The 20,981-nt window shown below is 72.0% G+C and carries 23 protein-coding genes; 3 read left to right on the top strand and 20 right to left on the bottom strand.

All coding sequences use genetic code 11. The annotated features are described in order from the left end of the window. Positions 1 to 3: 3 nt before the first annotated feature. The 17 genes from IH54_RS0119290 to IH54_RS0119210 form a co-directional block, all read right to left on the bottom strand. Positions 4 to 579, bottom strand: coding sequence for an NADPH-dependent FMN reductase (locus IH54_RS0119290; protein WP_031518327.1), 576 nt, complete (start codon positions 577 to 579; stop codon positions 4 to 6). Between the two features lie 88 nt (positions 580 to 667). Beyond that, positions 668 to 1,246: an ester cyclase gene (locus tag IH54_RS0119285; RefSeq protein WP_107060205.1), complete on the bottom strand. Its 579-nt coding sequence runs from the start codon at positions 1,244 to 1,246 to the stop codon at positions 668 to 670. Then, the gene (locus IH54_RS0119280) at positions 1,243 to 1,791 is read right to left on the bottom strand and encodes a nuclear transport factor 2 family protein (RefSeq protein WP_052397636.1); all 549 of its coding nucleotides are present in this window, start codon (positions 1,789 to 1,791) and stop codon (positions 1,243 to 1,245) included. The genes IH54_RS0119285 and IH54_RS0119280 overlap by 4 nt, the downstream gene beginning before the upstream one ends. After that, positions 1,788 to 3,281 carry an FAD-dependent monooxygenase gene (locus IH54_RS0119275; protein ID WP_031518324.1) on the bottom strand — a complete coding sequence of 498 codons (1,494 nt, stop codon included), beginning with the start codon at positions 3,279 to 3,281 and terminating at the stop codon, positions 1,788 to 1,790. Before IH54_RS0119275 ends, IH54_RS0119280 begins: the two co-directional genes overlap by 4 nt. 82 nt (positions 3,282 to 3,363) lie before the next feature. Continuing rightward, complete coding sequence (locus IH54_RS0119270; RefSeq protein ID WP_031518323.1) at positions 3,364 to 3,747, bottom strand: hypothetical protein; 384 nt, start codon at positions 3,745 to 3,747, stop codon at positions 3,364 to 3,366. Between the two features lie 105 nt (positions 3,748 to 3,852). Next, positions 3,853 to 4,764, bottom strand: coding sequence for a MarR family winged helix-turn-helix transcriptional regulator (locus IH54_RS0119265; protein WP_052397635.1), 912 nt, complete (start codon positions 4,762 to 4,764; stop codon positions 3,853 to 3,855). 38 nt (positions 4,765 to 4,802) lie between these two features. After that, complete coding sequence (locus IH54_RS0119260) at positions 4,803 to 5,789, bottom strand: questin oxidase family protein (protein WP_031518321.1); 987 nt, start codon at positions 5,787 to 5,789, stop codon at positions 4,803 to 4,805. Between the two features lie 224 nt (positions 5,790 to 6,013). Continuing rightward, complete coding sequence (locus IH54_RS0119255) at positions 6,014 to 7,192, bottom strand: acyltransferase family protein (RefSeq protein ID WP_078862349.1); 1,179 nt, start codon at positions 7,190 to 7,192, stop codon at positions 6,014 to 6,016. A 122-nt stretch (positions 7,193 to 7,314) separates the two neighbouring features. After that, positions 7,315 to 8,787: an MFS transporter gene (locus tag IH54_RS0119250; protein ID WP_063762331.1), complete on the bottom strand. Its 1,473-nt coding sequence runs from the start codon at positions 8,785 to 8,787 to the stop codon at positions 7,315 to 7,317. A gap of 31 nt (positions 8,788 to 8,818) precedes the next feature. Further along, on the bottom strand, positions 8,819 to 9,469 hold the full coding sequence (locus IH54_RS0119245) for a hemerythrin domain-containing protein (RefSeq protein ID WP_031518318.1): 651 nt from the start codon (positions 9,467 to 9,469) through the stop codon (positions 8,819 to 8,821). Positions 9,470 to 9,622: 153 nt separating this feature from the next. Then, the gene (locus IH54_RS0119240; protein ID WP_031518317.1) at positions 9,623 to 10,036 is read right to left on the bottom strand and encodes a VOC family protein; all 414 of its coding nucleotides are present in this window, start codon (positions 10,034 to 10,036) and stop codon (positions 9,623 to 9,625) included. 1 nt (position 10,037) lies between these two features. Then, positions 10,038 to 10,475, bottom strand: coding sequence for a nitroreductase family deazaflavin-dependent oxidoreductase (locus IH54_RS0119235; protein ID WP_031518316.1), 438 nt, complete (start codon positions 10,473 to 10,475; stop codon positions 10,038 to 10,040). A 111-nt stretch (positions 10,476 to 10,586) separates the two neighbouring features. Beyond that, the gene (locus IH54_RS0119230; RefSeq protein WP_234343628.1) at positions 10,587 to 11,165 is read right to left on the bottom strand and encodes a flavin reductase family protein; all 579 of its coding nucleotides are present in this window, start codon (positions 11,163 to 11,165) and stop codon (positions 10,587 to 10,589) included. Positions 11,166 to 11,167: 2 nt separating this feature from the next. Next, positions 11,168 to 12,862, bottom strand: a complete 1,695-nt coding sequence (locus tag IH54_RS0119225) for an NAD(P)/FAD-dependent oxidoreductase (protein WP_031518314.1) — start codon at positions 12,860 to 12,862, stop codon at positions 11,168 to 11,170. Between the two features lie 15 nt (positions 12,863 to 12,877). Then, positions 12,878 to 14,566, bottom strand: a complete 1,689-nt coding sequence (locus IH54_RS39985; protein ID WP_107060204.1) for an FAD-dependent monooxygenase — start codon at positions 14,564 to 14,566, stop codon at positions 12,878 to 12,880. Between the two features lie 5 nt (positions 14,567 to 14,571). Beyond that, positions 14,572 to 14,889: a hypothetical protein gene (locus tag IH54_RS0119215; RefSeq protein WP_031518312.1), complete on the bottom strand. Its 318-nt coding sequence runs from the start codon at positions 14,887 to 14,889 to the stop codon at positions 14,572 to 14,574. A gap of 412 nt (positions 14,890 to 15,301) precedes the next feature. Continuing rightward, positions 15,302 to 15,814 carry a MarR family transcriptional regulator gene (locus IH54_RS0119210; RefSeq protein ID WP_159011953.1) on the bottom strand — a complete coding sequence of 171 codons (513 nt, stop codon included), beginning with the start codon at positions 15,812 to 15,814 and terminating at the stop codon, positions 15,302 to 15,304. A 958-nt stretch (positions 15,815 to 16,772) separates the two neighbouring features. Here IH54_RS0119210 and IH54_RS0119205 point away from each other — a divergent pair. Together IH54_RS0119205 and IH54_RS0119200 are read left to right on the top strand one after the other, a co-directional pair. Continuing rightward, positions 16,773 to 17,957, top strand: a complete 1,185-nt coding sequence (locus tag IH54_RS0119205; RefSeq protein ID WP_052397631.1) for a sensor histidine kinase — start codon at positions 16,773 to 16,775, stop codon at positions 17,955 to 17,957. An 81-nt stretch (positions 17,958 to 18,038) separates the two neighbouring features. Further along, positions 18,039 to 18,653, top strand: coding sequence for a response regulator transcription factor (locus IH54_RS0119200; RefSeq protein WP_031518309.1), 615 nt, complete (start codon positions 18,039 to 18,041; stop codon positions 18,651 to 18,653). Positions 18,654 to 18,772: 119 nt separating this feature from the next. Here IH54_RS0119200 and IH54_RS46965 read toward each other — a convergent pair whose 3' ends face one another. Continuing rightward, the gene (locus tag IH54_RS46965; RefSeq protein ID WP_234343627.1) at positions 18,773 to 19,036 is read right to left on the bottom strand and encodes a helix-turn-helix domain-containing protein; all 264 of its coding nucleotides are present in this window, start codon (positions 19,034 to 19,036) and stop codon (positions 18,773 to 18,775) included. Beyond that, positions 19,033 to 19,542 (bottom strand): OvmZ protein, encoded by a 510-nt coding sequence (locus IH54_RS39975; RefSeq protein ID WP_159011951.1) that lies wholly within the window; start codon positions 19,540 to 19,542, stop codon positions 19,033 to 19,035. Before IH54_RS39975 ends, IH54_RS46965 begins: the two co-directional genes overlap by 4 nt. A 364-nt stretch (positions 19,543 to 19,906) precedes the next feature. Here IH54_RS39975 and IH54_RS46210 point away from each other — a divergent pair, with 364 nt between their 5' ends. Then, positions 19,907 to 20,287, top strand: coding sequence for a hypothetical protein (locus tag IH54_RS46210; protein ID WP_031518306.1), 381 nt, complete (start codon positions 19,907 to 19,909; stop codon positions 20,285 to 20,287). Here the strand turns inward: IH54_RS46210 and IH54_RS0119180 are convergent. Beyond that, positions 20,277 to 20,921, bottom strand: a complete 645-nt coding sequence (locus IH54_RS0119180) for a TetR/AcrR family transcriptional regulator (RefSeq protein ID WP_031518305.1) — start codon at positions 20,919 to 20,921, stop codon at positions 20,277 to 20,279. The genes IH54_RS46210 and IH54_RS0119180 overlap by 11 nt on opposite strands. Between the last annotated feature and the right edge of the window lie 60 nt (positions 20,922 to 20,981).

Genomic DNA, 20,981 nt, shown 5'->3' with positions numbered 1-20,981 from the left:
GGCTCAGGAGTGGTAGGGGCGCTTGGCCTTCGCGGTGCGCAGCGCGTCGGCCCACCAGACGAGCTGGTCGAGCATGAGCTTGGCCGCGGCGTTGCAGCCCTCCGCCTCGGGGGCGAAGGCGCCGGCGGCGTCGAAGTGGCCGAGGATCCGCGGGAAGATCGCGATGTCCTTCATGCCGACGGAGTGGAACTCCGCGAAGATCTGCCGCAGGTGCTCCACCGCCCGCACGCCGCCGGCCATGCTCAGGCCGTACGTCACGAACCCGACGGGCTTGGCTTCCCACTCCGCGTTGTAGTTGTCGATGAGCGTCTTGAGCGGCCCGGGAATGCCGCGGTTGTACTCGGGGACGACGAAGACGAAGGCGTCGGCCGCGGCCAGGACCGGCCGCAGGGCGACCACCGCGGGCGCGGTGTCGTCCAGGTCGTCCGGCATCGGGTGGTCGACCAGGTCGACCACGTCGGTCACCAGGTCGGCGCGCTGCCCGGTCTGCCCGACGAACCACTGCGCCACCTGCGGCGCCAGTCGTCCGGCACGGGTGCTGCCGACGATGACCACGACCCGGATCGGTGCGGTGGACACGGGTGTTCCTCCCCTTGCTCGGTACCGGTGGGGGGCCCGGGGCCGCGGCCGCGCCCGTCACAGGCGCGGCCGCGGCCCCGGGAGTGGGTCAGGAGGGAGAACCCGCGGGCTGCGGGCGGCCGCCGGCGGGCGGACCGCCGGCCGGGGGGCCGCCCATCGGCGGGCCGCCCATCGGACGCCCGCCGGGACCCCCGGGGCCGCCCGGACCGCCCGGACGGCCGCCGGGGCCGCCGAGCGCGCCGGTGATGCCCTGGAGGGTGCGCATCAGCGTGAAGTTGTCGACGATGCCCCACCGCTCGGCGATCCGGTCGTCCTCGAACCGCAGGATCAGCAGCGCGTGGTGCTCGACCTCGCTGTTGGTGGCCGGAATGCCGAGGAAGGGCCCGGTGTGCTTGCCCTTCATGACCCAGCGGATCGCGGAGCGGTCGCCCTCGCTGACGACGTCGAGGACCTCGTACCTGATGTCGGAGAACGACCGGTGCTGCATCTCGATCGTCATCTTGAACGAGGCCGGGCCGCGCACCGAGTCGTCGTAGGAGCCGTGGCTCTGGTAGTCGGCGGTCAGGTAGCGGTCCGCCACCGACAGGTCGCCGTCGTTGAGGCCCTTGTTGTAGACGATGTCGATGATCTCCCGCTGCCTCTCGACACTGGGAATCTCCTTCGTCATGCTGTCCCGTCCTTCCATGTGGTGATTACCTGTTCTCCGTCGGTACCGGTCATGACCTGGGCGATCTCGCGGATGCCCGGCCCGGTGGTCCACACCACGCGCAGCTCCAGCCGGCTCAGCCGCCAGCCGTCGGCGGTGCGCCGCGCCACGCCCTCGAACCGGCCGCCGAGGTAGAAGTGCGGCGCGGAGGCGGGCGGCGGCGGCGAGCCGGGGTGCACATGGATGGCGACGACGTTCCAGGCGACGGTCGCCCGGTCGCCGTCCAGCTCGATGGCGTAGTGCGAGACGTTGTGGTGGGTGCGGTCCCAGTGGCCCATGAAGCCGCGGGTGAAGTCCGCGACCCCTTCGATGCCCTGGTGGCTGCCCGGCGGGAAGTCCAGTTCGACGTCGCCGGTGAAGACCGAGCGCGCCCACGGCTGGTCGAACTCGCCGCCGTCCAGGGCGCGCAGGTAGCGGTCGGCGAGGTCCGCGAGGTCCGCGCGGTCGGTCAGCCGGCGCAGCGCGGCGACGGCCTCGGCCGGCAGCGACAGGTCGAGCGCCGTCACGACCGGTCCCCGGCGGCCGGCCGCGGCGCGCCGAACCAGCGGCCCAGGGCGTCCTCCAGGCCCGCGGCCGAGCCCGGCGCGGTCCAGGCGATGTAGCCGTCGGGGCGGACCAGCACCGCCGCGGTGCCGGTCAGCGGGTCGTCGCCGGCCAGGCCGGTGAAGGGGGCGCTGACCACGTCGACCCGGTCGGTCCAGGGCGCCGCCGTGCGCTGCAGCTCCGCGTCGCCGGTGGCGTCGAGCAGGACCGGGCGGGCGGTGTGCATCAGCTCGTAGAGCGGGCGCGGGCCGGTCGCGGTGGCCACCTTCCGGTTGGGCATCCGCTTGCCGAGCAGCGGGTGGTCGCCCTCGCCGACGTCGTAGCGGATCTCCAGGCCGCTGATCATGCCGATCAGGTGCTCGGCGACCACGTCGTAGCCGATCAGCTCGGTGAACAGGTCGCGCATCGGCTGCACCTCGTCGCCGCTGAGGAACAGCAGGCCCTGGGCCTGGGTGTTCATCAGCAGCCGCTGCCCGATCCGGTGGCGCTCGCCGTGGTAGCTGTCGAGCAGCCCCTCGGGGGCCCAGCCGTGGACCTGCGCGGCGAGTTTCCAGCCGAGGTTGACGGCGTCCTGGATGCTGGTGTTCATGCCGAGCCCGCCGGCCGGCAGGTGGATGTGGGCGGCGTCGCCGGCCAGCAGGACGCGGCCGCGCCGGTATTCGGTGGCCTGCCGGGTCGCGTTGCCGAAGGAGCTGAGCCACACCGGTTCCGCGTGGCTGATGTCCTCGCCGGTCAGGCGCTTCCAGGCGTCGGAGATCTCGCCGAACTCGATCGGCGTGGTGCGCCGCTTGGGCAGCGTGCCGCGCTCGCACACGATGAAGCGCTGCACGCCGTTGGTGGGCGGGGTGGCCATGACCATGCCGCCGGGGTACGACTCGCCGATCATCCGCGGCCGTACGTCGGTGCCGCGCAGGTCGGCCAGGAACATCTCCATCGACGCGGCCGTGCCGGGGAAGTCGAACCCGGCGGCCTTGCGGACCGTGCTGCGCCCGCCGTCGCAGCCGACCAGGTACTTCGCCCGCAGCTCCTCCCGGCTGCCGCCGGGGCCCTGGATCTCGGCGGTCACGCCGTCGTCGTCCGCGGCCAGTGCCACGCACTCCCAGCCGCGGCGGAAGGTGACGCCGGGGCCCGGGGCCCAGCCGGCGAGCATCGCCTCGGTGTCGGACTGCGGCAGCGTCTTGCCCGCGAAGTGCGCGCCCTGCACCTGCCCGAAGTCCAGCGGCAGCCCGCCGAAGTGGCCGACGTTGCTGAGCTCGAAGTGCGGCAGCCGCGGCAGCAGCCCGCGCTGGTCGAAGACCTCCATGGTCCGGGCGGTGAAGCCCAGGCCGCGCGACTCGCCGGTCGGCCGTTCCAGTCGCTCCAGCACGACCACCTCGACACCGGCCAGGCGCAGTTCGCCGGCCAGCATCATCCCGGCCGGTCCGGCGCCGACCACGATCACATCCGTATTCATGGGTACCTCTCTTGTCGGGCTCGTCGAACTCGTCGAAGTCCGCACCGGGGACGTGGCTGGTCAGCCCTCCACAGCCGGCCTGTCACTTGGCCGGCGAGAGCTGCGCCCTGGTCTCGGCGGCGATGGAGAAGATCACGTTTCCGGCGGCGTCGAAGACCTCGGCCGTGCCGGTGCCGAGGAAAGCCGTGTCGAAGAGCTTCGCGTCGATGTTGATGATCAGGTGGTCGATGCCGGTGACCTCGGTGTCACCGGAGACACCCGAGTCGCCCTCGTCGAGGCGCTCGGTGATGGTGAAGACGAAGGTGTCCTCGCCGGTCCTCCGCCAGGTGCCCTCACCGCCGGTCTCCGCGGTCTTGAGCTGGGCGGAGCCGTCGCTCTCCAGGTTGACGGTGAACTCCTCGACCGTCGTGCCGTAGAACACCGTGCCGGCCCACAGGCCGATCGGCGCGTCGACGACTTGGGACATGACTTCCCTACTTTCTGCAGCTGTCGTGGGGTGGGCGTGGGCAGCAAAAAGCGGCCCGCCCCTTGGGGGGCGAACCGCTTGCGTGGAAGAAAAGGGGGGCCGGGCTCAGCCGGTCCGGTCGGCTCCGGCGGGCACGGGCGCTGCGAGCATCTTGTGGATCAGGGCGTGCAGCTCGGCCTCGGCCTGCTCGCCGCCAAGGGCCCGCACGATCTCCGCCTGCATGTGGTCGACCGCTCCGGTCAGGTACGCCAGCCGCTCCCGGCCGAGGCCGGTCAGCTCCAGGGCGTAGCGGCGGCGGTCGTCGGGGTCCTGGCCCCGGGTCACCAGACCCTTCTCGACCAGTTCGTCGACGATCAGGGCCGCGGCGGGCTCGGTGAGCGCGAGGTAGCGCGCGAACTGCTGCTGCGGGCAGGGCCCGAGCTTGCCGATCCCGGACAGCGCGCCGAAGTCGCGCACCCGCAGGCCGGCGTCGGACACCAGGGCGTCGCCGCGGCGCCGCAGCAGGTAGAAGACCTGGGTGATCAGGTACTCGGTGCTCAGGCCGCTCGGGGCGCCGGCCGGCTCGCCGAGTACGGTGCGCAGCAGCTCGTTGAGGCGTACGCGCTCGGCCGCGGTCAGGTTCGCCGTCAGCATCCGGTCGCGCTGCAGGACCGCGGGCTGCATGCGGGCCAGCTCGCCGCGGCCGGAGTCGGTGAGCGCGAGCAGGTAGGAGCGGCGGTTGTCGGGGTTGCGGGTACGGGTGACGTACCCGGCGCCCTGCAGCCGGTCGATCAGCTTGACCATGATCGTCCGGTTGATCTCCAGCCGCTCGGCGAGTGCCTGCTGCGAGGTGCCGTGCCCGGCGGCGAGGGCCGCCAGGACCGCGTAGTCACGCGCCTGGGTGCTCCGGTCGGCGCCGGCCGCGACATGGGCGAACGCCCGGCGCATCAGATAGGGCAGGTAGCGCGTGAGTTCCGGGGCCAGTTCGGCGCCCGCGACCTCGGCCGACCCGTGCCCGTGGCCGTGCGGCTCCGCCATGAGCGTGCGCCTCCTTCCGGCCGGTCCGGGCTCCGTGATCAATCATAGAACGAATGCGCGCTGAGGAATTTCCGCAGCCGCTTCGTCGCCGCGTCGGCCGCGGCCGCGTACCGGTCGTCGGGGCGCAGCGCCTGGTGGCGGACCGCCACCTCGGCGAGCTTGATCGCGTGCTCGTCGCCGAGCTCGACGGCTTCGGCGATGAGCTGATCCTCCCGCGGCACCGCCGCGGCGGGGGCGGTGGCGGGGCCGCGGGAGGAGCTGTAGTAGCCGCGGATGCCGTCGCTGCAGTGCCGGGCCGCCAGGTAGGAGGTCCACTGCAGGTCGGACGGCAGGTGCGGCAGGACCAGGCGGACGGCTGCCGGGCCGGTGATCGCGTGGATCAGCGGTACGGGGTGGCCGGTCTGCACGGTCGCGTAGTGGCCGCAGGCATCGGCGACCAGTTCGTCCAGGGCGGTGAAGGCGGCGCCCTCGGGCCGGGCCGCGGGGGTGGTCCCCCGCAGCTCGGCGTCGATGGCCTGGGCGTCGCTGAGCGAGTAGCGGGCGGCCCAGTAGCCCAGGCCGTGGGCGAGTTCCTTGCGGTAGAGGGCGTTGTCGGCGTCGCTCGCCTGGGCGATGGCCCGTACCGCGTGGGCGGTGCGGATCACGCCGTGCGTCATGACGCCGGACATGCCCGACACCAGCCGCGGCCACCAGAGGTTCAGCACCTCCTGCCAGGGCTTTTCGGCCAGCTCGCGGTCGAACATCTCCCACCAGTCGGTGACCCGGTCGAAGTCGCCGAGGGCGGGCCGCCAGTCGCTCTCGTCCAGGGCTGACAGCGGGAAGCGGGGGGTGGGCAGGTCCTTGTAGCGGCGGTGGGCGAGGTTGTCCTCGACCCAGGTCGCGATGTCGTCGGCGTAGCCCAGGGTGGCCATGGCCTCGGCGGCCATCGGCGCGTGGTTGACAAGCATCGTGCCGTGCTCGTAGCCGATGCTCCGGAGCCGGTCGAGCGCCCCGCTCATGGCGTCGGTGTACGTCAGTCCGGTCATTTTCGCTCGCTCCCAGCCCGGTGTCCGTCGCCCTCTGTCCGGGCGTCCCGATCACGAACTCTGCGTCCCACCCGGCGGCGGCCGGCCAGATCCGCGGCCCCGCCCGGTGGCGCCTGCCTGGCGCTCTCCCCCTTTCACCGCTTTCCACGTTATCGGATACTCACGTAACCGTCAACGCTTATAACTAATAATGGCGCACCGACGGCTCACCGGCCCGTGCGGACTCAGACGCCGGCCTTCGCCGTGATCCGGTCCTGGCCGCCGGGCGTGAGCGGTGCCCGGCGCGACCGGCTGAAGTGCCGCATCATCGGCGCCTCGACGCACCTGCGCAGCAGCTCGGCCAGCACGAGGCAGATCACCAGCCACAGGGCCACCAGGCCGATCGCCCCCGGCAGGCCGGAGTGCAGGTCGGGGCCGTAGAGCTTCCAGCTCTCCTCGATGACCAGCGCCTGCACCATGTAGAAGGCGAACGAGACCTCGCCGAACCAGACCGCGGCCCTGCTGCGCAGGATCGACCGCTTCCCGCCGGTGTCCGCGACGGCCGCCGCGGGGACCAGCAGGGCGAACGGGACGACGACGCAGGCCTCGAAGGTGTAGAGGATCGGGACGTGCAGGGATATGACGTACGCGGCGACGAGCAGCACCGTCGCGGGCAGCCGGCCGATCCGCAGCCACTTGCCCTCGATCACGATCCGCGCCATCAGCATGCCGAGCACGAACTCCAGCAGCCGCACCGGCGGGAAGACGTAGACGAACCACAGCTGCCGCGCGTTCACCGGGTAGCCGGGGCCCATGAACGGGTGGCTGGCCATCGTCGCGTACACGATGGCCGGCATGGCGACGGCCAGTGCGGCGACGCCGCCGGCCCAGGCCCACAGCCGCTCCGCGCGGATCCGCAGCGCCCCCCGCAGGAGCAGCGGAAACAGCAGGTAGAAGAAGATCTCGCAGGACAGCGACCAGCTCGGGACGTTGACGCTGAAGAACGTGGCCGGGTCTCTGCTCCAGTTCTGCACCAGCAGCAGGTTCGGCAGCCAGGAGTGCCAGGTCGTCGCGGCCGAGGCGAACAGCAGCATGGCGACGGCGAAGGTCACGACGTGGTTGGGGAAGATCTTCACCGCACGGCGGCGCCAGAAGCTCCGCGTCCGCTCCCCCGGCCGGGCCGACCACGTCAGGACGAAGCCGCTGAGGACGAAGAAGAAGCTGACCCCGACGTATCCGAGGTTGGCGCCCCAGCGGGTCAGATCGGACGCGACCTTGCCGGTGAACGGGCTCGCGTCCGGGGCGGTCATGTGGAACAGGAACACGCTCAGGGCGGCGATGCCCCGCATGCTCGTGAGGAGGTTGAGGTTGGCTCTTCGACCGCGGGCGGCTCCTAGCTCCCCCGGCGACAGCTGACTGGACATGGCGTTTCCCTTTCTCGCAGCGCCGGACCGCGCGGTTCGCGCCGTCGGCAGACCGCCGCCCAGCCCTCCGCGCACGGGGCGGGAGGACTGGGCGGCGGTCTGCTGGTCCGGCGGAGTTACGGTCAGGCCTTCTGTGGCTGCGGCATCTGCTGCTGCCCCTCCTTGACCGGCCTGATGGTGAGGAACGTGATGACGACGCAGAGCAGGTACAGCCCGACGGCGACCTTGAAGCCGGCGACGTAGCCGTTGGTCAGCGCGTCCGCCGGCGAGGTGCCGGCCGCCGCGTGGTGGGTCGTGGTCGCCGCGACGGTTCCCAGCAGGGCCACACCGAGCGCGCCGCCGACCTGCCCGCCGGCCGTCAGCAGCGCGGAGCCGATGCCGGCCTCCGAGCTGTCGATGCCGCGCACGCCGATGGCGGTGCTGACGACCTGCATGATCCCGACCCCCACCCCGGAGACCACCGACGCGGGGATCAGCACCTCGAACACTCCCGAGTCCGGGGTGATGAAGCAGAACCACACCGTGCCGGCGGAGGCCAGCACCAGCCCGGACGACAGCGCGATCTGCGGCGCCGTGCGGGCCAGCAGCTGCGGGCCGACGCTGCCGGCCGCGAGGCCGGCGCCCACCGCGAACGGCAGGTACATCAGACCGGTCCGCACCGCGGAGTACCCGAGGACCTGCTGCATGTAGAGGGTGAGGAAGTAGTACGAGGAGAAGATGCCGATCGACATGACCAGGGTGACGATGTTCGCCCCCACCCGGCCTGGGTCGCTGAGCACCTCGCGCGGGATCATCGGCAGGTCGCCGGACCGTTCGAAGTACACGAAGACGGCCAGCAGGACGACCGTGGCGATCATGCACCCGATCACGGTCGGGTCGCTCCAGCCGTGCAGGCCCACCCGGTTGATCCCGTAGATCAGCGCGCCGATGCCGAGGGTCACCGTGAGCGCGCCCCACACGTCGATCCTGCTGCGTCGGGTGTCGAGATCGACCAGCTTGTTGACGCCCAGCAGGATGACGATGACGATCGGGATGTTCACGAACAGCACCCAGCGCCAGCCGGCATAGGTGGTGAGCACACCGCCCGCCAGCAGACCCATGACCGCGCCCATCGCCGTCGCGGCGCCGTACAGCCCGAACGCCTTGGTGCGCTGCTGCCCCTCGGGGAACGTGCTGACCAGCAGGGACAGCGCACCGGGCGTGGCGATCGCGGCGCCGATGCCTTCCAGCCCGCGGAAGAGGATCAGGGTGGTCCCGTTGCCCGCGAGGCCGCCGCCGAGCGAGGCCAGGCCGAACAGGACCACGCCGATGCGGAACATCAGCTTGCGGCCGTAGACGTCGCCGAGCCGGCCGGCCAGGAGCATCAACCCGCCGAATGTCAGCGAGTAGGCGGAGATCACCCAGTCCAGGTTCGCCTGGGAGATGTCCAGGGAGCGCTGGATGGTCGGCAGGGCGACGGTCATGATCGTGCCGTCCAGCACGACGATGAACCGCGCCAGGGCGATGACGAGGATCGCCATACCGCGCCCGCCTACGGGGGCCGGATCCGCAACGGCGACGGGCACGTCCGTCACGGGTCCTTCAGACTGTGACATGTCGGGGGTCCTCCCGGGATGAGCTCGAAGATCAGCCGGCGGTGCCGGCTGCCGGCGTCCAGAGAGAGAGCTGGTCGTACGCGGCCTTCCACTCGCCCTCGTACTTGACGCGGCCCCAGCCCGGCAGCCGGCCCAGCACGGTCTCGACCCAGTCCGCGGCGGCGTCGTCCAGCAGCCAGGGCATGTACGTGCCGATGTCCTCGCCGACCTTCTTGAGGTGGACGGCCGCGAAGCGGCTCCACTCCTCCTGCGTCAGCGTCGAGTCGACCAGGGACAGGCCCTCGGCCTCCTCGTGCTGGAGGTGCCCGCGCAGGCTGGTGTTGAGGTCGCCGACCAGGCCGCCGAGCCGCTCCGCACCCTTCTCGGGGTCGGCCAGCGCCTCGTCGATGCTCGCCAGCAGCGGGTCGATGGCGGCGTGCTCGGCCTCCATCGCGTGCAGCAGCGCGAGGTCGGGGGCGTCGGCCAGCCGCTCCTCCATCAGGCCCCACACCGTGTCGTCCTCGGAGGTGTGGTGGATGTGCAGATAGGTCTTGAACAGCTTCCAGCCCAGCGCGGTCCGCATCACGGTCCGGGGGTCGTCGCTGACGCCGTCGGCCACCTTGGCGATGCGGTCCAGCTCACGACGGAAGGCGTCGTGGATGGTCAGCATCATCGTCATGTCGAGCTTGTACTCGCCGCTCATGGGACAGCTCCTCTCTCCGGTGTCCACGCTACGGGAAACACCGACAACCATCAACCCCTACAACTAATGATTCGCCTAACCGCACACCCATGTAACCGTCAAGGTTGGTAACAGGTAAGCGCCGGGTAAAGCGGGCGGGCGCCCGCCGCCGGATCAGGCCTCGATCTCGTCCGGGGCCGGGGTGTCGAAGGAGTAGACGTGCAGCTTGATGCCGTCCGGGTCGTGGAAGAAGACGATGTAGCCGATGGCCGCGATGCGCAGGCCGGAGTTCTCGACCCCCTCGGCGTTGAGGTGGTCGACCCAGGACTGGACCTCGGCCTTGCCCTGGACCGCGAAGCTGACCGGGTCGAAGCCGGACAGCGACTCGGACAGCTCGGCGTTCTCGCGGAAGGCCAGCAGCGTGTTGTCGAGGCCGGTGAGCTTGCCCACCGAGCCGCGCACGATGCCCTCGTCGTCCTTGAACTCCATCGTGGTGGTGAAGCCGAAGACGCGGCCGTACCAGTCGATGGACCGCTGGATGTCGCTGACCGCGAACTTCACGTGGTGTATTCCGCCGAGAGCGGGCATGTCAGTTTCCCTTCGTTTGTGAGGTCTGTCGTGCGTCTTTCGTCGGATGTGGCACGGGTTCGGTCGTGGGGACCAGGATGAGGAACTCGGTGACCCTCAGCGCCGAGAGCGCCAGCCGCAGGCCCCACCGGATGCGCACCGACTTGTCGTCGGTGACCACCACGGGGTCGGTCATGTGCAGCCGGCGGCGGCGTACCAGCAGGTCGCAGCCGCCGGCGGCGCGCACGTTGCGGACCCAGTCGGTCTTCGAGCCGTACGGCAGGGTGATGACGTAGGCGCCCTGGTGGCGGAAGACCTTCACCGGGGTGCGGAACTCCCGTCCGGACTTCCGCCCGCGGTGCAGGACCAGGCCGAAGCCCGGCATCCGCCCGAAGAGCGGGCCCGCGATGCGGTTGCCCACGGACTTGTTGAAACGCGCCCATCCGCGGCCGAGTGTCATGGGTGCTCCTCCCGGAGGCAGGGGTGTGGGTGACAGTGGCGGGAATCCAACGGTCCCACCGGGGGCGGCCGGTGCGGCGCTTTCCCGCCAGCCGGCGCGCGTCCCCTTGGCTCAGCCGTCCCACCGTGCGTACGCTGCTCGCAGCTCCTCCTCCAGGCGCCCGAAGGACCCCTCGAAGAACGTCAGCGGTTCCTGCCGCTGGCGGTGCACCCCCAGCTCGGCCACCTCGCCCAGCACGATGACGTGGTCGCCGCCGGGGTATTCCGCCCGGATGTCGCAGTCCATGTAGGCCAGCGACTCGCTGAGCACCGGCACGCCCCGCCGGCTGCGGCCGGAGAACACCCGCTCGCTGGCCGGTACCTGACGGCCGGCGAAGGTCGTCGCCAGCTGCTCGTGCCGGCGTGCCAGCAGGTTGACCGCGAAGCGCCCGGTGCGCGCCAGCTCGTCGCGCAGCCGGGAGTCGCGGTGGATGCAGAACAGGATCAGCGGTGGATCCAGGGAGACGGAGGTGAAGGAGTTCACGGTGGTGCCGTCGCCCTGCTCCCCGTCCCCGGTGGAGATGACGGTGACACCGGTGACGAACAGTCCGCTCACCGTCCGCAGGGACCGGCCGTCGACCGGGAAGACCTGGTGCGTGGGCCCGGGCGGGTCGAGATGCCCGCCGGGGCGTGCGGTGCCCGCCGCCGGCACCGTTACATCAGCTTCCGCGCGCGCGGCCCGGCCTTCAGCCCGCCGGAGACCACGAAGCGTGTCAGCTTGCGCATGTCGGGGCCGGCCGACATCAGGCCCCACCGCACGAACTTGGCCAGGTCCCAGGTGCTGGGCGCGACGAAGCGGGTGGCGGGGTCCTTCCAGCCGAAGGTCGGGTTGACCTCGGGGCTGTCCTGGACGACCTTCAGGATGATGTCCGCGGCCTGGTCGCCGGTCAGCTCGCCGACCTCGAACTTCTCGCAGGTCTCCGCGGTGACCTCCAGGATGCGCTGGAAGGTCTTGCTCTCCGGCCACCACAGGCCGGGGTTCTCGGTCTTCTCCAGCGCCGTGAAGTGCGAGTCGTCGTTGTCGACGACGTAGCGCAGCCGGGCGCCGGTCAGGCGCATGACGCCGGGGGTGATGAAGCAGCCCCACACCCGGAAGACCGCGTTCCACAGACGGAAGTGCGAGAACGAGATCACGGCGCTGTTGACCAGCTCGTCGTTGAAGTCGAGCAGGCCCGCCTCCAGCTGCTCGACGTAGCTGAAGCGCTCCTCGGAGAAGTCGTTGTCCTTGAGCGCCTCCAGGACCCGGGAGGCCAGCGCGTCCACGACCTCCATGGTGTTGGACAGGCCGCGCGAGAACAGCGGGTCGATGAAGCCGGCCGCGTGCGACATCAGGCACCAGCGCGGGCCCACCGACTTGCGCGACGAATACTGCAGCCGGTCGGTGGAGACCCACTCGCGGACCGGGCGGGCGCCGACGAACTGCCGCTTGATGGCCGGGTACTTGTCCAGGAAGGCGTCGAACTCCTGCTGGGGCGTCATGTCCTTCGGCTTGGGGTAGACCCGCTCGTCCAGCTGCAGGCCGACGCTGACCAACGGGTTCTTCGACTTGCGGTAGTTGTTGAACGGGATGATCCACAGCCAGCCGCGGTCGATCATGTGGTGCATGGTGCCCTTGTGCCACTTGATGGGCGGGCGGTGCTCGGCGGGGAAGTCGACGACGTCGTCGAACGGCTTGATCCCGATGAAGTGGTTGAACAGCGACCGCGAGTGGTGCTTGAAGCGGGCCGGCTTCTCGCGCAGGTCGAACTTCTCGGCCAGCAGCGAGCGGAAGCCGCTGGCGTCGACCAGGTAGCGGGCGCGGTAGACGTCGCCGTTGGTGCCGCTGACGGTGACGCCGTCGTCGTCGAAGTCCATGTCGGCGGCCCGCCACAGCTGGCGCACCTGCACGCCGTACTTGACCGCGACCTGGAACATCCACGAGTCGGTGTCCTGGCGGAACATGTGGCTGTTCTGCGCCAGCAGCCGCGGGATCGCGAACTGCGTGGACTCCGCCGGGTTCGGCTCCTTGCCCACCTCGTGGCGGACGAACCCGAAGTGGACCTTCACCCCGTGGGTCGGGCCGACCACCTTGTTGGTGACGCCCACCTTGGCCAGGGACGCCAGCTCGGGCACTCCGTAGCGCTCGGCCAGGATGTGCAGCCACTCGGCCAGCTGGGGGGTCTGGGACTCGCCGATCGCCATCCGGGGGTGCTGGGCCGCGTCGACGAGCACCACCTTGGCGCCCTGCGCGGCGAGGACCGTGGCGATCGTCGAGCCGGCCAGGCCGGAACCCAGGACGAAGACGTCACAGTGCTGCGCCTTGCTGAGGTCCGCTCCTGAGGCCTGCGGCGGCGGGGCTTTGGTCGCCATGAGATTCTCCCATCGTCAGACTTGGGTTCGTACGGGGATGGCACCGGCCACCGCAGGGGATGCGGCGCCGAACCAGCGGGCGACCGCGGGCCCGGGATCGCTGTAGCGGTCACCGGCCCAGGCCACGTAGCCGTCCGGGCGAAGGAGCAGCGTCTCCAGCCCCTCCAGCGGACCGCCGGGCGGCGCCGTGGCCGCCACCAGGTCCACCCGCTGCGCGAACGGGGCCGTCCGGCCGGTCAGCCAGTCGTGCCGGCCGGCGCATGCGGCCAGGTCGAGCAGCACCCCGCGGCCGCGCCGCAGCAGGGCGGTCGTACTCGTAGCCGAGCCGTCCACGGTCAGAGCCGCGTGCGGGACGGCGGCCCCCGCGAGGCGGGAGCCGCCGTCACCGTCGCCGCCGCCGTCGCCGTCGCCTTTGACGGCCGGACGGTGCGCGGCCGCGGTGGGGTCCGCGTACGGGGAGGCGCCGTCGGGACGGTGGCGGAACTCGGGGGTTTGCGCGGGGTCGTCGGGAACGGGGTAGCGGATGTCGACGCCGGCGATCATGGCCGCCAGGCGGTCGTTGACCACCTGGTGGCCGATCAGCTCGCGCAGCACGGTGCGGGTGGCGTCGACCTCCGGGCCGCCCAGCAGCAGCAGGCCCTGCGCGCGGATGTTGCCCAGGACCCGGCGGGCCACCTCGTGCCGCTCGTCGTGGTAGGTGTCCAGCAGGGACGGCGGGGCCGCGCCGGTCGCCACCGCGGCCAGCTTCCAGCCGAGGTTCGCCGCGTCCTGGAGGCCGAGGTTGATCGCCTGCCCGCCCGAGGGCATCTGGACGTGCGCGGCGTCGCCGGCCAGCAGCACCCGGCCCGCGCGCAGCCGGCGGGCGAGCCGGCTGGTGTCGTCGAAGGCGTTGCGCCACACCGGTGTGCCGTGCCGCAGGCTCTCGCCGGTGACCTTCTCCCACACCGAGCAGATCTCGTCGAACTCCGGCGGCCCCGGGCGCGGTCCGACCGGGGCGCCGAAGACCGAGACCATCACCCGCGTGGCGCCGTTCGGCAGCCGCGAGGAGATCGCGAGCCCGGCGGGCAGCCGCTCGAACCGCCGCTCGGCGATGTCGACGCCCGCCACGTCCGCGCGCAGCAGCTCGTGGGTGCCGGCCGAGCCGGGGAAGTCGATGCCGGCCAGCACCCGGACGGTGCTGTCCTCGCCGTCGCAGCCGACGGCGTAACGGCACGTCAGCTGCACCTGGCCGGACGGCGTCCGGGCGTGGACCCGCACCACCCCGGCGTCGGGGTCGGGGTCGTGGGGGTCGTGGACGTCCGGGTCGAGGACGTCCGGGTCGAGGGCGCACACCTCGTGCTCTCGGCGGATGTCGGCGCCCAGTTCGGTGGCGCGCCGCGCGAGGACCTGCTCGACCTGCGCCTGGAGCACCTTGTACTGCCCCGGGAAGCGGGTCGGCAGCGCGCTGAAGTCCAGCGGGATGCCGCCGAAGTGGCCCGACCGCTGGATCGGCGGCGAGCCCAGCTGCTCCAGCAGTCCGCGCTGGTCGAAGAACTCCATCGTCCGCGCGTGCAGGGTCGAGGCGCGCGATTCGGTCGTCGGCGACGCGAGGCGCTCCAGGACGGTCACCCGCGCCCCGCCCAGCCGCAGCTCGCACGCGAGCATCAGACCGACGGGGCCCGCGCCGACGACGACGACGTCCGTGTCCACACTCGTCACGTCCACGCCGCTCAGGCGCGCCGCGATCCGGTCACGCCGATCTTCGGCAGCAGCCGGCTGACCTTCGAATGCCCGGAGAGGGTGTCCCCGACAAAGGTGACGTCGAATTCCAGGTTGAGCTTCGCGGGTTTGGTGACCGACTGCTTCCAGGTGAGCCGCCGGCCTTCCGCGGTGTCCTTGCTGACCACATTCGCCAGCGGCACCGTCTCGGCCTCGCTGGAGGCCGTACCGGCAACCGTGCCCGCGGAGTCGGTGAAGATGTAGACGACCGCCAGATCGCCGACCGGCGATTTCACGGTCACGTCCCAGGTTCCGGCAATGGAACTCACAGCGGATTCCTTTCGGCAGCGGGAACACGAAAAGCCCGCGCCCCGGGCCTGGTGAAAAGGGCCGGGGCGACGGGCTGGGCAGTGAGGGAATCGGCGGGAGCTGCCCGGTCCGTTGTCCGGGCACAGCTCGACCGCCGGAAGTAGCGTGACATAGCCGGACGAACCATGTCAACTCCCCTGTGCCAGGGCACGAAAAAAGCGGCGCGAGGTGCGCCGCAGGGTAGTGCCCCGACACGCCGTCACACCGGCCGCGGGGCCGGTCGGGAGTGTTCGGGGGGAGTGAGCCGATCCGGAGTCAGGACACAGATCTGGCGCCGCCGGAAATCGTGACACGCACCGGAACGCGGCGTCAATCCCCGCCCGTCTCCCGGTCGTACGGGCCCGGCCGGCACCGCGGGCGCCGCGGCGGTCCTCATGACAGGCCCCCCGGCGGGACCGGCCGGCCGCCCCGCGGGAGACGCCGGCGTGGCCGCGGAACCGCCGGGCGCTCCATCAGCTCGGCGTCGATCCGGGCGGTCACCTCCACCAGCGTGCGGCTGGTGACGCTCAGGTCCTCCGCGGGAATTCCCAGGTAGAGCCGGTCTATCGCCTCGTCGAACACGTCCCGGATCCGGCGCTGGAGGGCCAGCCCCTCGGCCGTCGCCCGCACCGGACAGCTCGCTCCCGGCAGCGCCACCAGCAGCCCGGCCGCGAGCATTTCGGCCACCACGGCGCCGGCCACGTGGCGGTCCGTCTTGGTCGCGATGGAGAGCCGCGCGACAAGCCGGTCCCGGTCCAGTTCGGCCCGGCCGAGCGTGCTGATGTTGAGCGCGATCCACTGCTGGTGCGACGCCCCGGCCTCCCCCAGCACGGCTTCCATCAGCGCCCGGTGGGCCGTCTCGGCACGGCCGAGAACTCGCGGGTCGAGAATCGGACCAGTGGTCATGGCTGCTCCCTGGTAAGGCCCGGCGGCCCCGGCGGCCTGCCCGAGCGTGCGTCCGGCGGGCCGCGGGGACCGTACCGGCTTCGTGTGTCGACAACTGGGTTCTTCCAGAAAACCCGCCCATGCACACTCCTCCCGCCCACCACCGCACCACCTATCCCACCACCGCCGCAATCCGGAGAAGCCGGACCGGCCGGTTCCGGCCCCGGGACGGGCGCGGCGCCGGTGCGGCGCCGGTGCGGCGCCGCCACGGGTGCGGCCGCGGGGCCGTCCCGGGACGCGGCGGGAGGGGGGCGGGGCTGGTGCGGGCGCTGGGATTGATGGGGACAGTGGGGGGAAGTCGCCGCGGACCGCGCGGGATTCACCCGCGCCGCCCTCCGGTTCGTGAGGCTCCCGGAGTCGCGCGCCCTGACCTGGCACGTCGCCGTCCGGGGCCTTCCGCGACACGCCGTGGGAGGCCTCGAATGGCTGTCCGCATGTGGGATCCCGACTACCGTTGGGCGGGAGCCTCACGCATACTGCGGACAATCAAAACGTCGAGAGACCGTCGTCCCGGAAGGCCGCGAAGCGGGCGAGCCGATCGTCCGCGCCCGGCCCGCCGCGCCACCGCGGGGGGACGGGCGACGCGGCACTGCCCGCTCGTGCGCCATCAGCGTCCCCGCCGCCGTCTCCGTGCCCACCCGGCGACCCGCCGTCAGCTCCGCGCCCTACCGGCGACCCGCCGTCAGCTCAGAGCTCCACCGGCAACCCGCCGTCAGCTCCGCGTCCCACCGGCGACCCGCCGTCAGCTCAGAGCTCCACCGGCAACCCGCCGTCAGCTCCGCGCCTTACCCGGACAGCAGGGTCCGGGGCTCCGCGTCCGTTCCCGGCAGACCCGCCGGACCTGCCGGAAGAACAGCGACAAGCCCGGTCACGAGTCGTTCCGCATCCGCGCCTGTACCCACCGCTCCCGGAGGTTGTGATGCTCTTCGCCGCAGACCGTGACGGCGGCCCGTCACCCGGCCCCGGTTCACCCCCGGCGGGCGCCCCGGCCTGCCAGGTCCGCGCGATCACGTCCACGGTGCTCGCCTGCTGGCTGCTCATCTTCCTGGTCACGGTGTGCGCGGGCCAGTCCACCGGCGCCGAGGTGGCCGCAGCCGCCCTCTCCGCCGCGGGCGTCTTCGCCACCCAACACCTGCACTCGTCGCCCCGCGCCGCCCGCTGGGGCCGGGGCCGGAAGCTCCTCTCCCTGAGCGCCCAGGCAGCGTGCGTCCTGATTCCGCTTGCCGTCTCCGGCCACGCCTGGAACCCCGACACGGGGTTCCTGGCCGGATCCTGTCTGCTGCTCTTCTCGGGCCCGGCCGCATGGGCGCTGTCGGCCCTGCCGGCCGCGCTGGTGCTCGCCACCGCCCTGTACGCCCGCACACCGTGGCCGACCACCGCGGCCCACACCGCCACCACCGTCCTGACCGGCCTCGCCGTCTACGCGCTGGCCCGCCTGGCGCAGCTGGCCGCCCGCGGCCAGGGCGGCACCACGCAGCGCGAGGCCGCCCGCAAGGCCGTCACCGAGGAGCGGCTGCGTATCGCCTCGGACCTGCACGACCTGCTCGGATACAGCCTTTCGGCCATCGCCCTCAAATGCGAACTCGCCGGTCGCCTCGTCACCCGCCATCCCGACCGCGCGCTCACCGAGATCGGCTCCGTCCTGGACATCACCCGCCAGGCGATCACCGACGTCCGCACCATCGCGCAGGGCTACCGCGACCTGTCGCTCGCGGAGGAGACCGCCGCCGCCCAGGCGCTGCTCACCGCGGCCGACATCAAGACGACCGTCTCCAACGAGTGCGGGCCGCTGCCCCAGGCCCAGGACACCGTCCTGGCCACCGCGCTGCGCGAGGGAGTCACCAACATGCTGCGCCACGGGGATGTCCGCGCATGCGAGATCTCGGCCGTCGACAACGGGCGGACCGTCCGGCTGGAACTGGTCAACGACGGGCTGCGGCTGCCCACCGTCGTGCCCGCGCGGCGCGGTACGGGGCTGGAGAGCATCGAACGCAGGGTGTCCTCGGTGGGCGGCACCGTCACGACCAGAATCGCGGAGGACGGCCGCTTCCATCTCGTCGTATCCGTCCTGCGGAATACCGTCGGACACCGGCGCTCCGCGTAAACGCCATAACCGCTGTAAAAGCCGCAGAACCTGACCACTGCACGGCTGGACACCGGACACTGTCGATCTATGGGGGCGGCAATGAGGCAGCTCAGAATTCTTTTAGCCGAAGACGTACAGATGGTCCGCGGAGCACTCGTCGCCCTTCTCGAACTCGAGGACGACCTGACCATCGTGGCCGATATCGGCCGCGGCGACGAGATCCTCCCGACAGCCCTTCACCACAACCCGGACGTCGCCGTCATCGACATCGACCTCCCCGGGCTCGACGGACTCAGCGCCGTCACCCAGCTCCAGCAGCGGCTTCCCACCTGCCGGACCCTCATCCTGACCAGCCTCGGGCGGCCCGGCACGCTGCGCCGCGCGCTCAACGCGCGCGTCACCGGTTTCATGCTCAAGGACTCGCCGCCCGACCAGCTCGCGGAGTGCGTGCGCCGCGTCGCCACCGGGCAGCGCACCATCGACCCCGAACTCGCCCTCGCCGCGTGGGACGCCGGGGAGTGTCCGCTCTCCGACCGCGAGCTGAGCGTCCTGCAGCTCGCCGCGACCGGCGCCGAGCCGCACGAGATATCCGACATGCTCTGCCTCTCGCTCGGCACCGTCCGCAACTACCTCACCACCAGCGTCACCAAGCTCAACGCACGCAACCGCATCGACGCGATCCGTATCGCCCACGACACCGGCTGGATCATCTGACGCGGTGCCGGGCGCGGGGTGCTCCGGTCCGGGTCCGGGCGCGGCAGGCGCGCCGCCGGCCGCGGCGGCCGGACCGCCGCGGCCGGTGGCGCGCTGTCGTGGTCGGGCCGGGGTGCGTCTCACGCGGGCTCCGCGGCGGCGGGGCCCTCCGGCTCCGCGCCGCCGGCGCCGCCGCCCGCGCCGTGGCCGCCCGCGGCGCCCGTACGCGCCTCGGCCAGTGCGAACAGCTCGTCGAGGTCGTACTCCGCCCGTCCGGGCCGCCCGTAGCGCGTCAGCTTCCCCCGGCTGGCCCACTTCCGTATCGTCGCGGGCGGCACCCCGAGGGCCAGCGCCGCGAGTTCCGTCGGCACGACGCGCGGCGGCACCGCGCGGGCCGCGTTCACGACGCCGCCCGGCGGCCGAGCAGCAGCCACTGCTGCGGGGTGAGCACATGGCCGGTGCCGCAGCTCACCGCGAAGTCCCCGCCCGGGAGCACGCCCGACTGCACCGCGCTGTCGCATCCGGGTTCCGGACAGCGCCCCAGCTCGCGGGAGGTCCCGCCACCCTCGACGGCGCGCAGCGCGGCCTCCTCGACCATCACGATCTCGCTCACGAAGTCGTCGGCGGCCGGGTGCGCGAGCAGCCAGTCCAGATGGCCGGCGACGAATCCCGCGAGGTCCCGCACCGTCCGCCCGCGCGGCGCGGACGCGCGCCGCTCGCCGACCACCATGTCGGCCCAGGACGCCAGCACGCCCACCATCTCGCTGCGGGCCTCCATCGCACGCTCGTTGAGCGCCATGCCCATGTTCTTGCTCCCGCTGACCCGCTGCCGGAAGCCGCTCGTCACCGGCCCCAGCGCGTGCTCGCACGCGGCGTACAGGCGCGGCAGCGCCCGTAAGGACCCTCCCACCCGGTCACCGCACGCCCGGCAGGACCGCAGCCCCGTCATGAGCCGCCGCGGCCGATGCCCACCCAGCGCGTCGAACCCGGAGCAGTACCCCCCCTCGGCGGCCTGCTCGACCACCGTCTCGTGAGCGCCGCTCCGTCCCCGCTGAGCCTGATACACACCCATCACCCCGCAGTCAACAGCCGTCACCGGCATCCGTTTCCGGCACACCGGCCGGCCCCACCCCAGGATGCGGACTCGGCCGAAGCCCGCGACAGTGCCACAGTCACCAGTCCCCCGTGAGTCCCCCCGCCCCCCGGCATGAAAAAATCACACCCCCGCCCGGAAGCCGCCACGCCCTGGCTCCCACCCCGGCTGACCAGCAACGATGCCCCGAATCCGGGGGCGCGGTCAGCTCTCGAAGGCGTACTCCAGCACGTACGCGGCGGAGTCCAGCACCCTCTCGTCGACCTCGACGGGCGAGCAGTCGCCGGTGTACGCCGTGCAGGGACCGTGCCCCAGCTCACGAGCCGGGCGCAGACCCCGCCGGGCCGGTGTCCTCCTCCGTCACGCGGGTGCCCGCGACGACTCCCGCGCGAGCCGCGCGATCCCCCGCCCCCGCGCCGCTGCTCCCGACGACGAGTCGCACCGCGGCCTCACTCTCGTCGCGGCCCTCGCCGTCCGCCACGGCGTCACCCCCCGCCCGCACGGCATCGGCAGGACGGTCCGGGCCTGGATCGACGCGGCGCCCGGCGGCGTCAGCGGGTGACCGGGGCGTGCCAGAGGCCGGTCAGGGCGTCGGTCAGGCTGGTGGCCAGGTCTGACCAGGTGGGGTGGGCGAGGGGGGTGCCGGTCGCCAGGGCGCGTTCGCGCTCCACGCACATCTGGACGATGAGGTGGCGGGCCATGACGCCGCGGTCGGCCTTGACGTCGTCGGGGAGGCCGGGGAGGCAGGCGTTGAGGCCGTCGAGGAGGGTGCGCAGGGTGGGGGACGCGGTGATCTCCGGGACGACTGCCTCGTAGAGGGCCGGGTCCGCGGAGACCTGGGCGTTGAAGCGGGCGTACCACGTGGGGCTGCCGAGCGCGTCGAGGTGCTCGGTGAGCGGGCGGACCATGCAGCCCACCCAGTCGCGCAGCTCCGTCGAGCCCTCGGTGCGGGCGATCAGGCGGGCGCGGTTGCGCTCGATCTGCTCGGTGTGGCGGCGCGCGATGGCCCGCACGAGGTCGGTCTTGTTGCCGAAGTGGTAGTTGACGGCGGCGGTGTTGCCCTGGCCGGCGGCGTTGCTGATCTGCCGGTTGGAGATGTTGTAGACGCCGTGCTCGGCGAAGAGCTGCTCGGCCGCCGCGAGGATCGCCTCCCGCGTCGCCTCGACCTTCTCCGCGCGGACACTCCTGGCTGGCATGGCTACGACCTTACCGAGCGCGGGCCCGCGCACCCCGCCCGACCTGCGGTCGCTTGACGG

Origin of the sequence: Streptomyces sp. NRRL F-5123 (assembly GCF_000721495.1) — a bacterium.
Classification (GTDB): domain Bacteria; phylum Actinomycetota; class Actinomycetes; order Streptomycetales; family Streptomycetaceae; genus Actinacidiphila.
This window is presented reverse-complemented; position numbering and strand designations above follow the sequence as displayed.

What these genes read in the sequence shown, in the direction of transcription:
- IH54_RS0119210 (WP_159011953.1), bottom strand. Translation starts at nt 15,814, where the DNA reads ATGACCACTGGTCCGATTCTCGACCCGCGAGTTCTCGGCCGTGCCGAG.
- IH54_RS0119270 (WP_031518323.1), bottom strand. Translation starts at nt 3,747, where the DNA reads ATGTCCCAAGTCGTCGACGCGCCGATCGGCCTGTGGGCCGGCACGGTG.
- IH54_RS0119250 (WP_063762331.1), bottom strand. Translation starts at nt 8,787, where the DNA reads ATGTCACAGTCTGAAGGACCCGTGACGGACGTGCCCGTCGCCGTTGCG.
- IH54_RS0119245 (WP_031518318.1), bottom strand. Translation starts at nt 9,469, where the DNA reads ATGAGCGGCGAGTACAAGCTCGACATGACGATGATGCTGACCATCCAC.
- IH54_RS46210 (WP_031518306.1), top strand. Translation starts at nt 19,907, where the DNA reads ATGCCCCGAATCCGGGGGCGCGGTCAGCTCTCGAAGGCGTACTCCAGC.
- IH54_RS0119225 (WP_031518314.1), bottom strand. Translation starts at nt 12,862, where the DNA reads ATGGCGACCAAAGCCCCGCCGCCGCAGGCCTCAGGAGCGGACCTCAGC.
- IH54_RS0119260 (WP_031518321.1), bottom strand. Translation starts at nt 5,789, where the DNA reads ATGACCGGACTGACGTACACCGACGCCATGAGCGGGGCGCTCGACCGG.
- IH54_RS0119200 (WP_031518309.1), top strand. Translation starts at nt 18,039, where the DNA reads ATGAGGCAGCTCAGAATTCTTTTAGCCGAAGACGTACAGATGGTCCGC.
- IH54_RS0119240 (WP_031518317.1), bottom strand. Translation starts at nt 10,036, where the DNA reads ATGCCCGCTCTCGGCGGAATACACCACGTGAAGTTCGCGGTCAGCGAC.
- IH54_RS0119235 (WP_031518316.1), bottom strand. Translation starts at nt 10,475, where the DNA reads ATGACACTCGGCCGCGGATGGGCGCGTTTCAACAAGTCCGTGGGCAAC.
- IH54_RS0119205 (WP_052397631.1), top strand. Translation starts at nt 16,773, where the DNA reads ATGCTCTTCGCCGCAGACCGTGACGGCGGCCCGTCACCCGGCCCCGGT.
- IH54_RS0119275 (WP_031518324.1), bottom strand. Translation starts at nt 3,281, where the DNA reads ATGAATACGGATGTGATCGTGGTCGGCGCCGGACCGGCCGGGATGATG.
- IH54_RS0119255 (WP_078862349.1), bottom strand. Translation starts at nt 7,192, where the DNA reads ATGTCCAGTCAGCTGTCGCCGGGGGAGCTAGGAGCCGCCCGCGGTCGA.
- IH54_RS0119180 (WP_031518305.1), bottom strand. Translation starts at nt 20,921, where the DNA reads ATGCCAGCCAGGAGTGTCCGCGCGGAGAAGGTCGAGGCGACGCGGGAG.
- IH54_RS0119285 (WP_107060205.1), bottom strand. Translation starts at nt 1,246, where the DNA reads ATGACGAAGGAGATTCCCAGTGTCGAGAGGCAGCGGGAGATCATCGAC.
- IH54_RS0119265 (WP_052397635.1), bottom strand. Translation starts at nt 4,764, where the DNA reads ATGGCGGAGCCGCACGGCCACGGGCACGGGTCGGCCGAGGTCGCGGGC.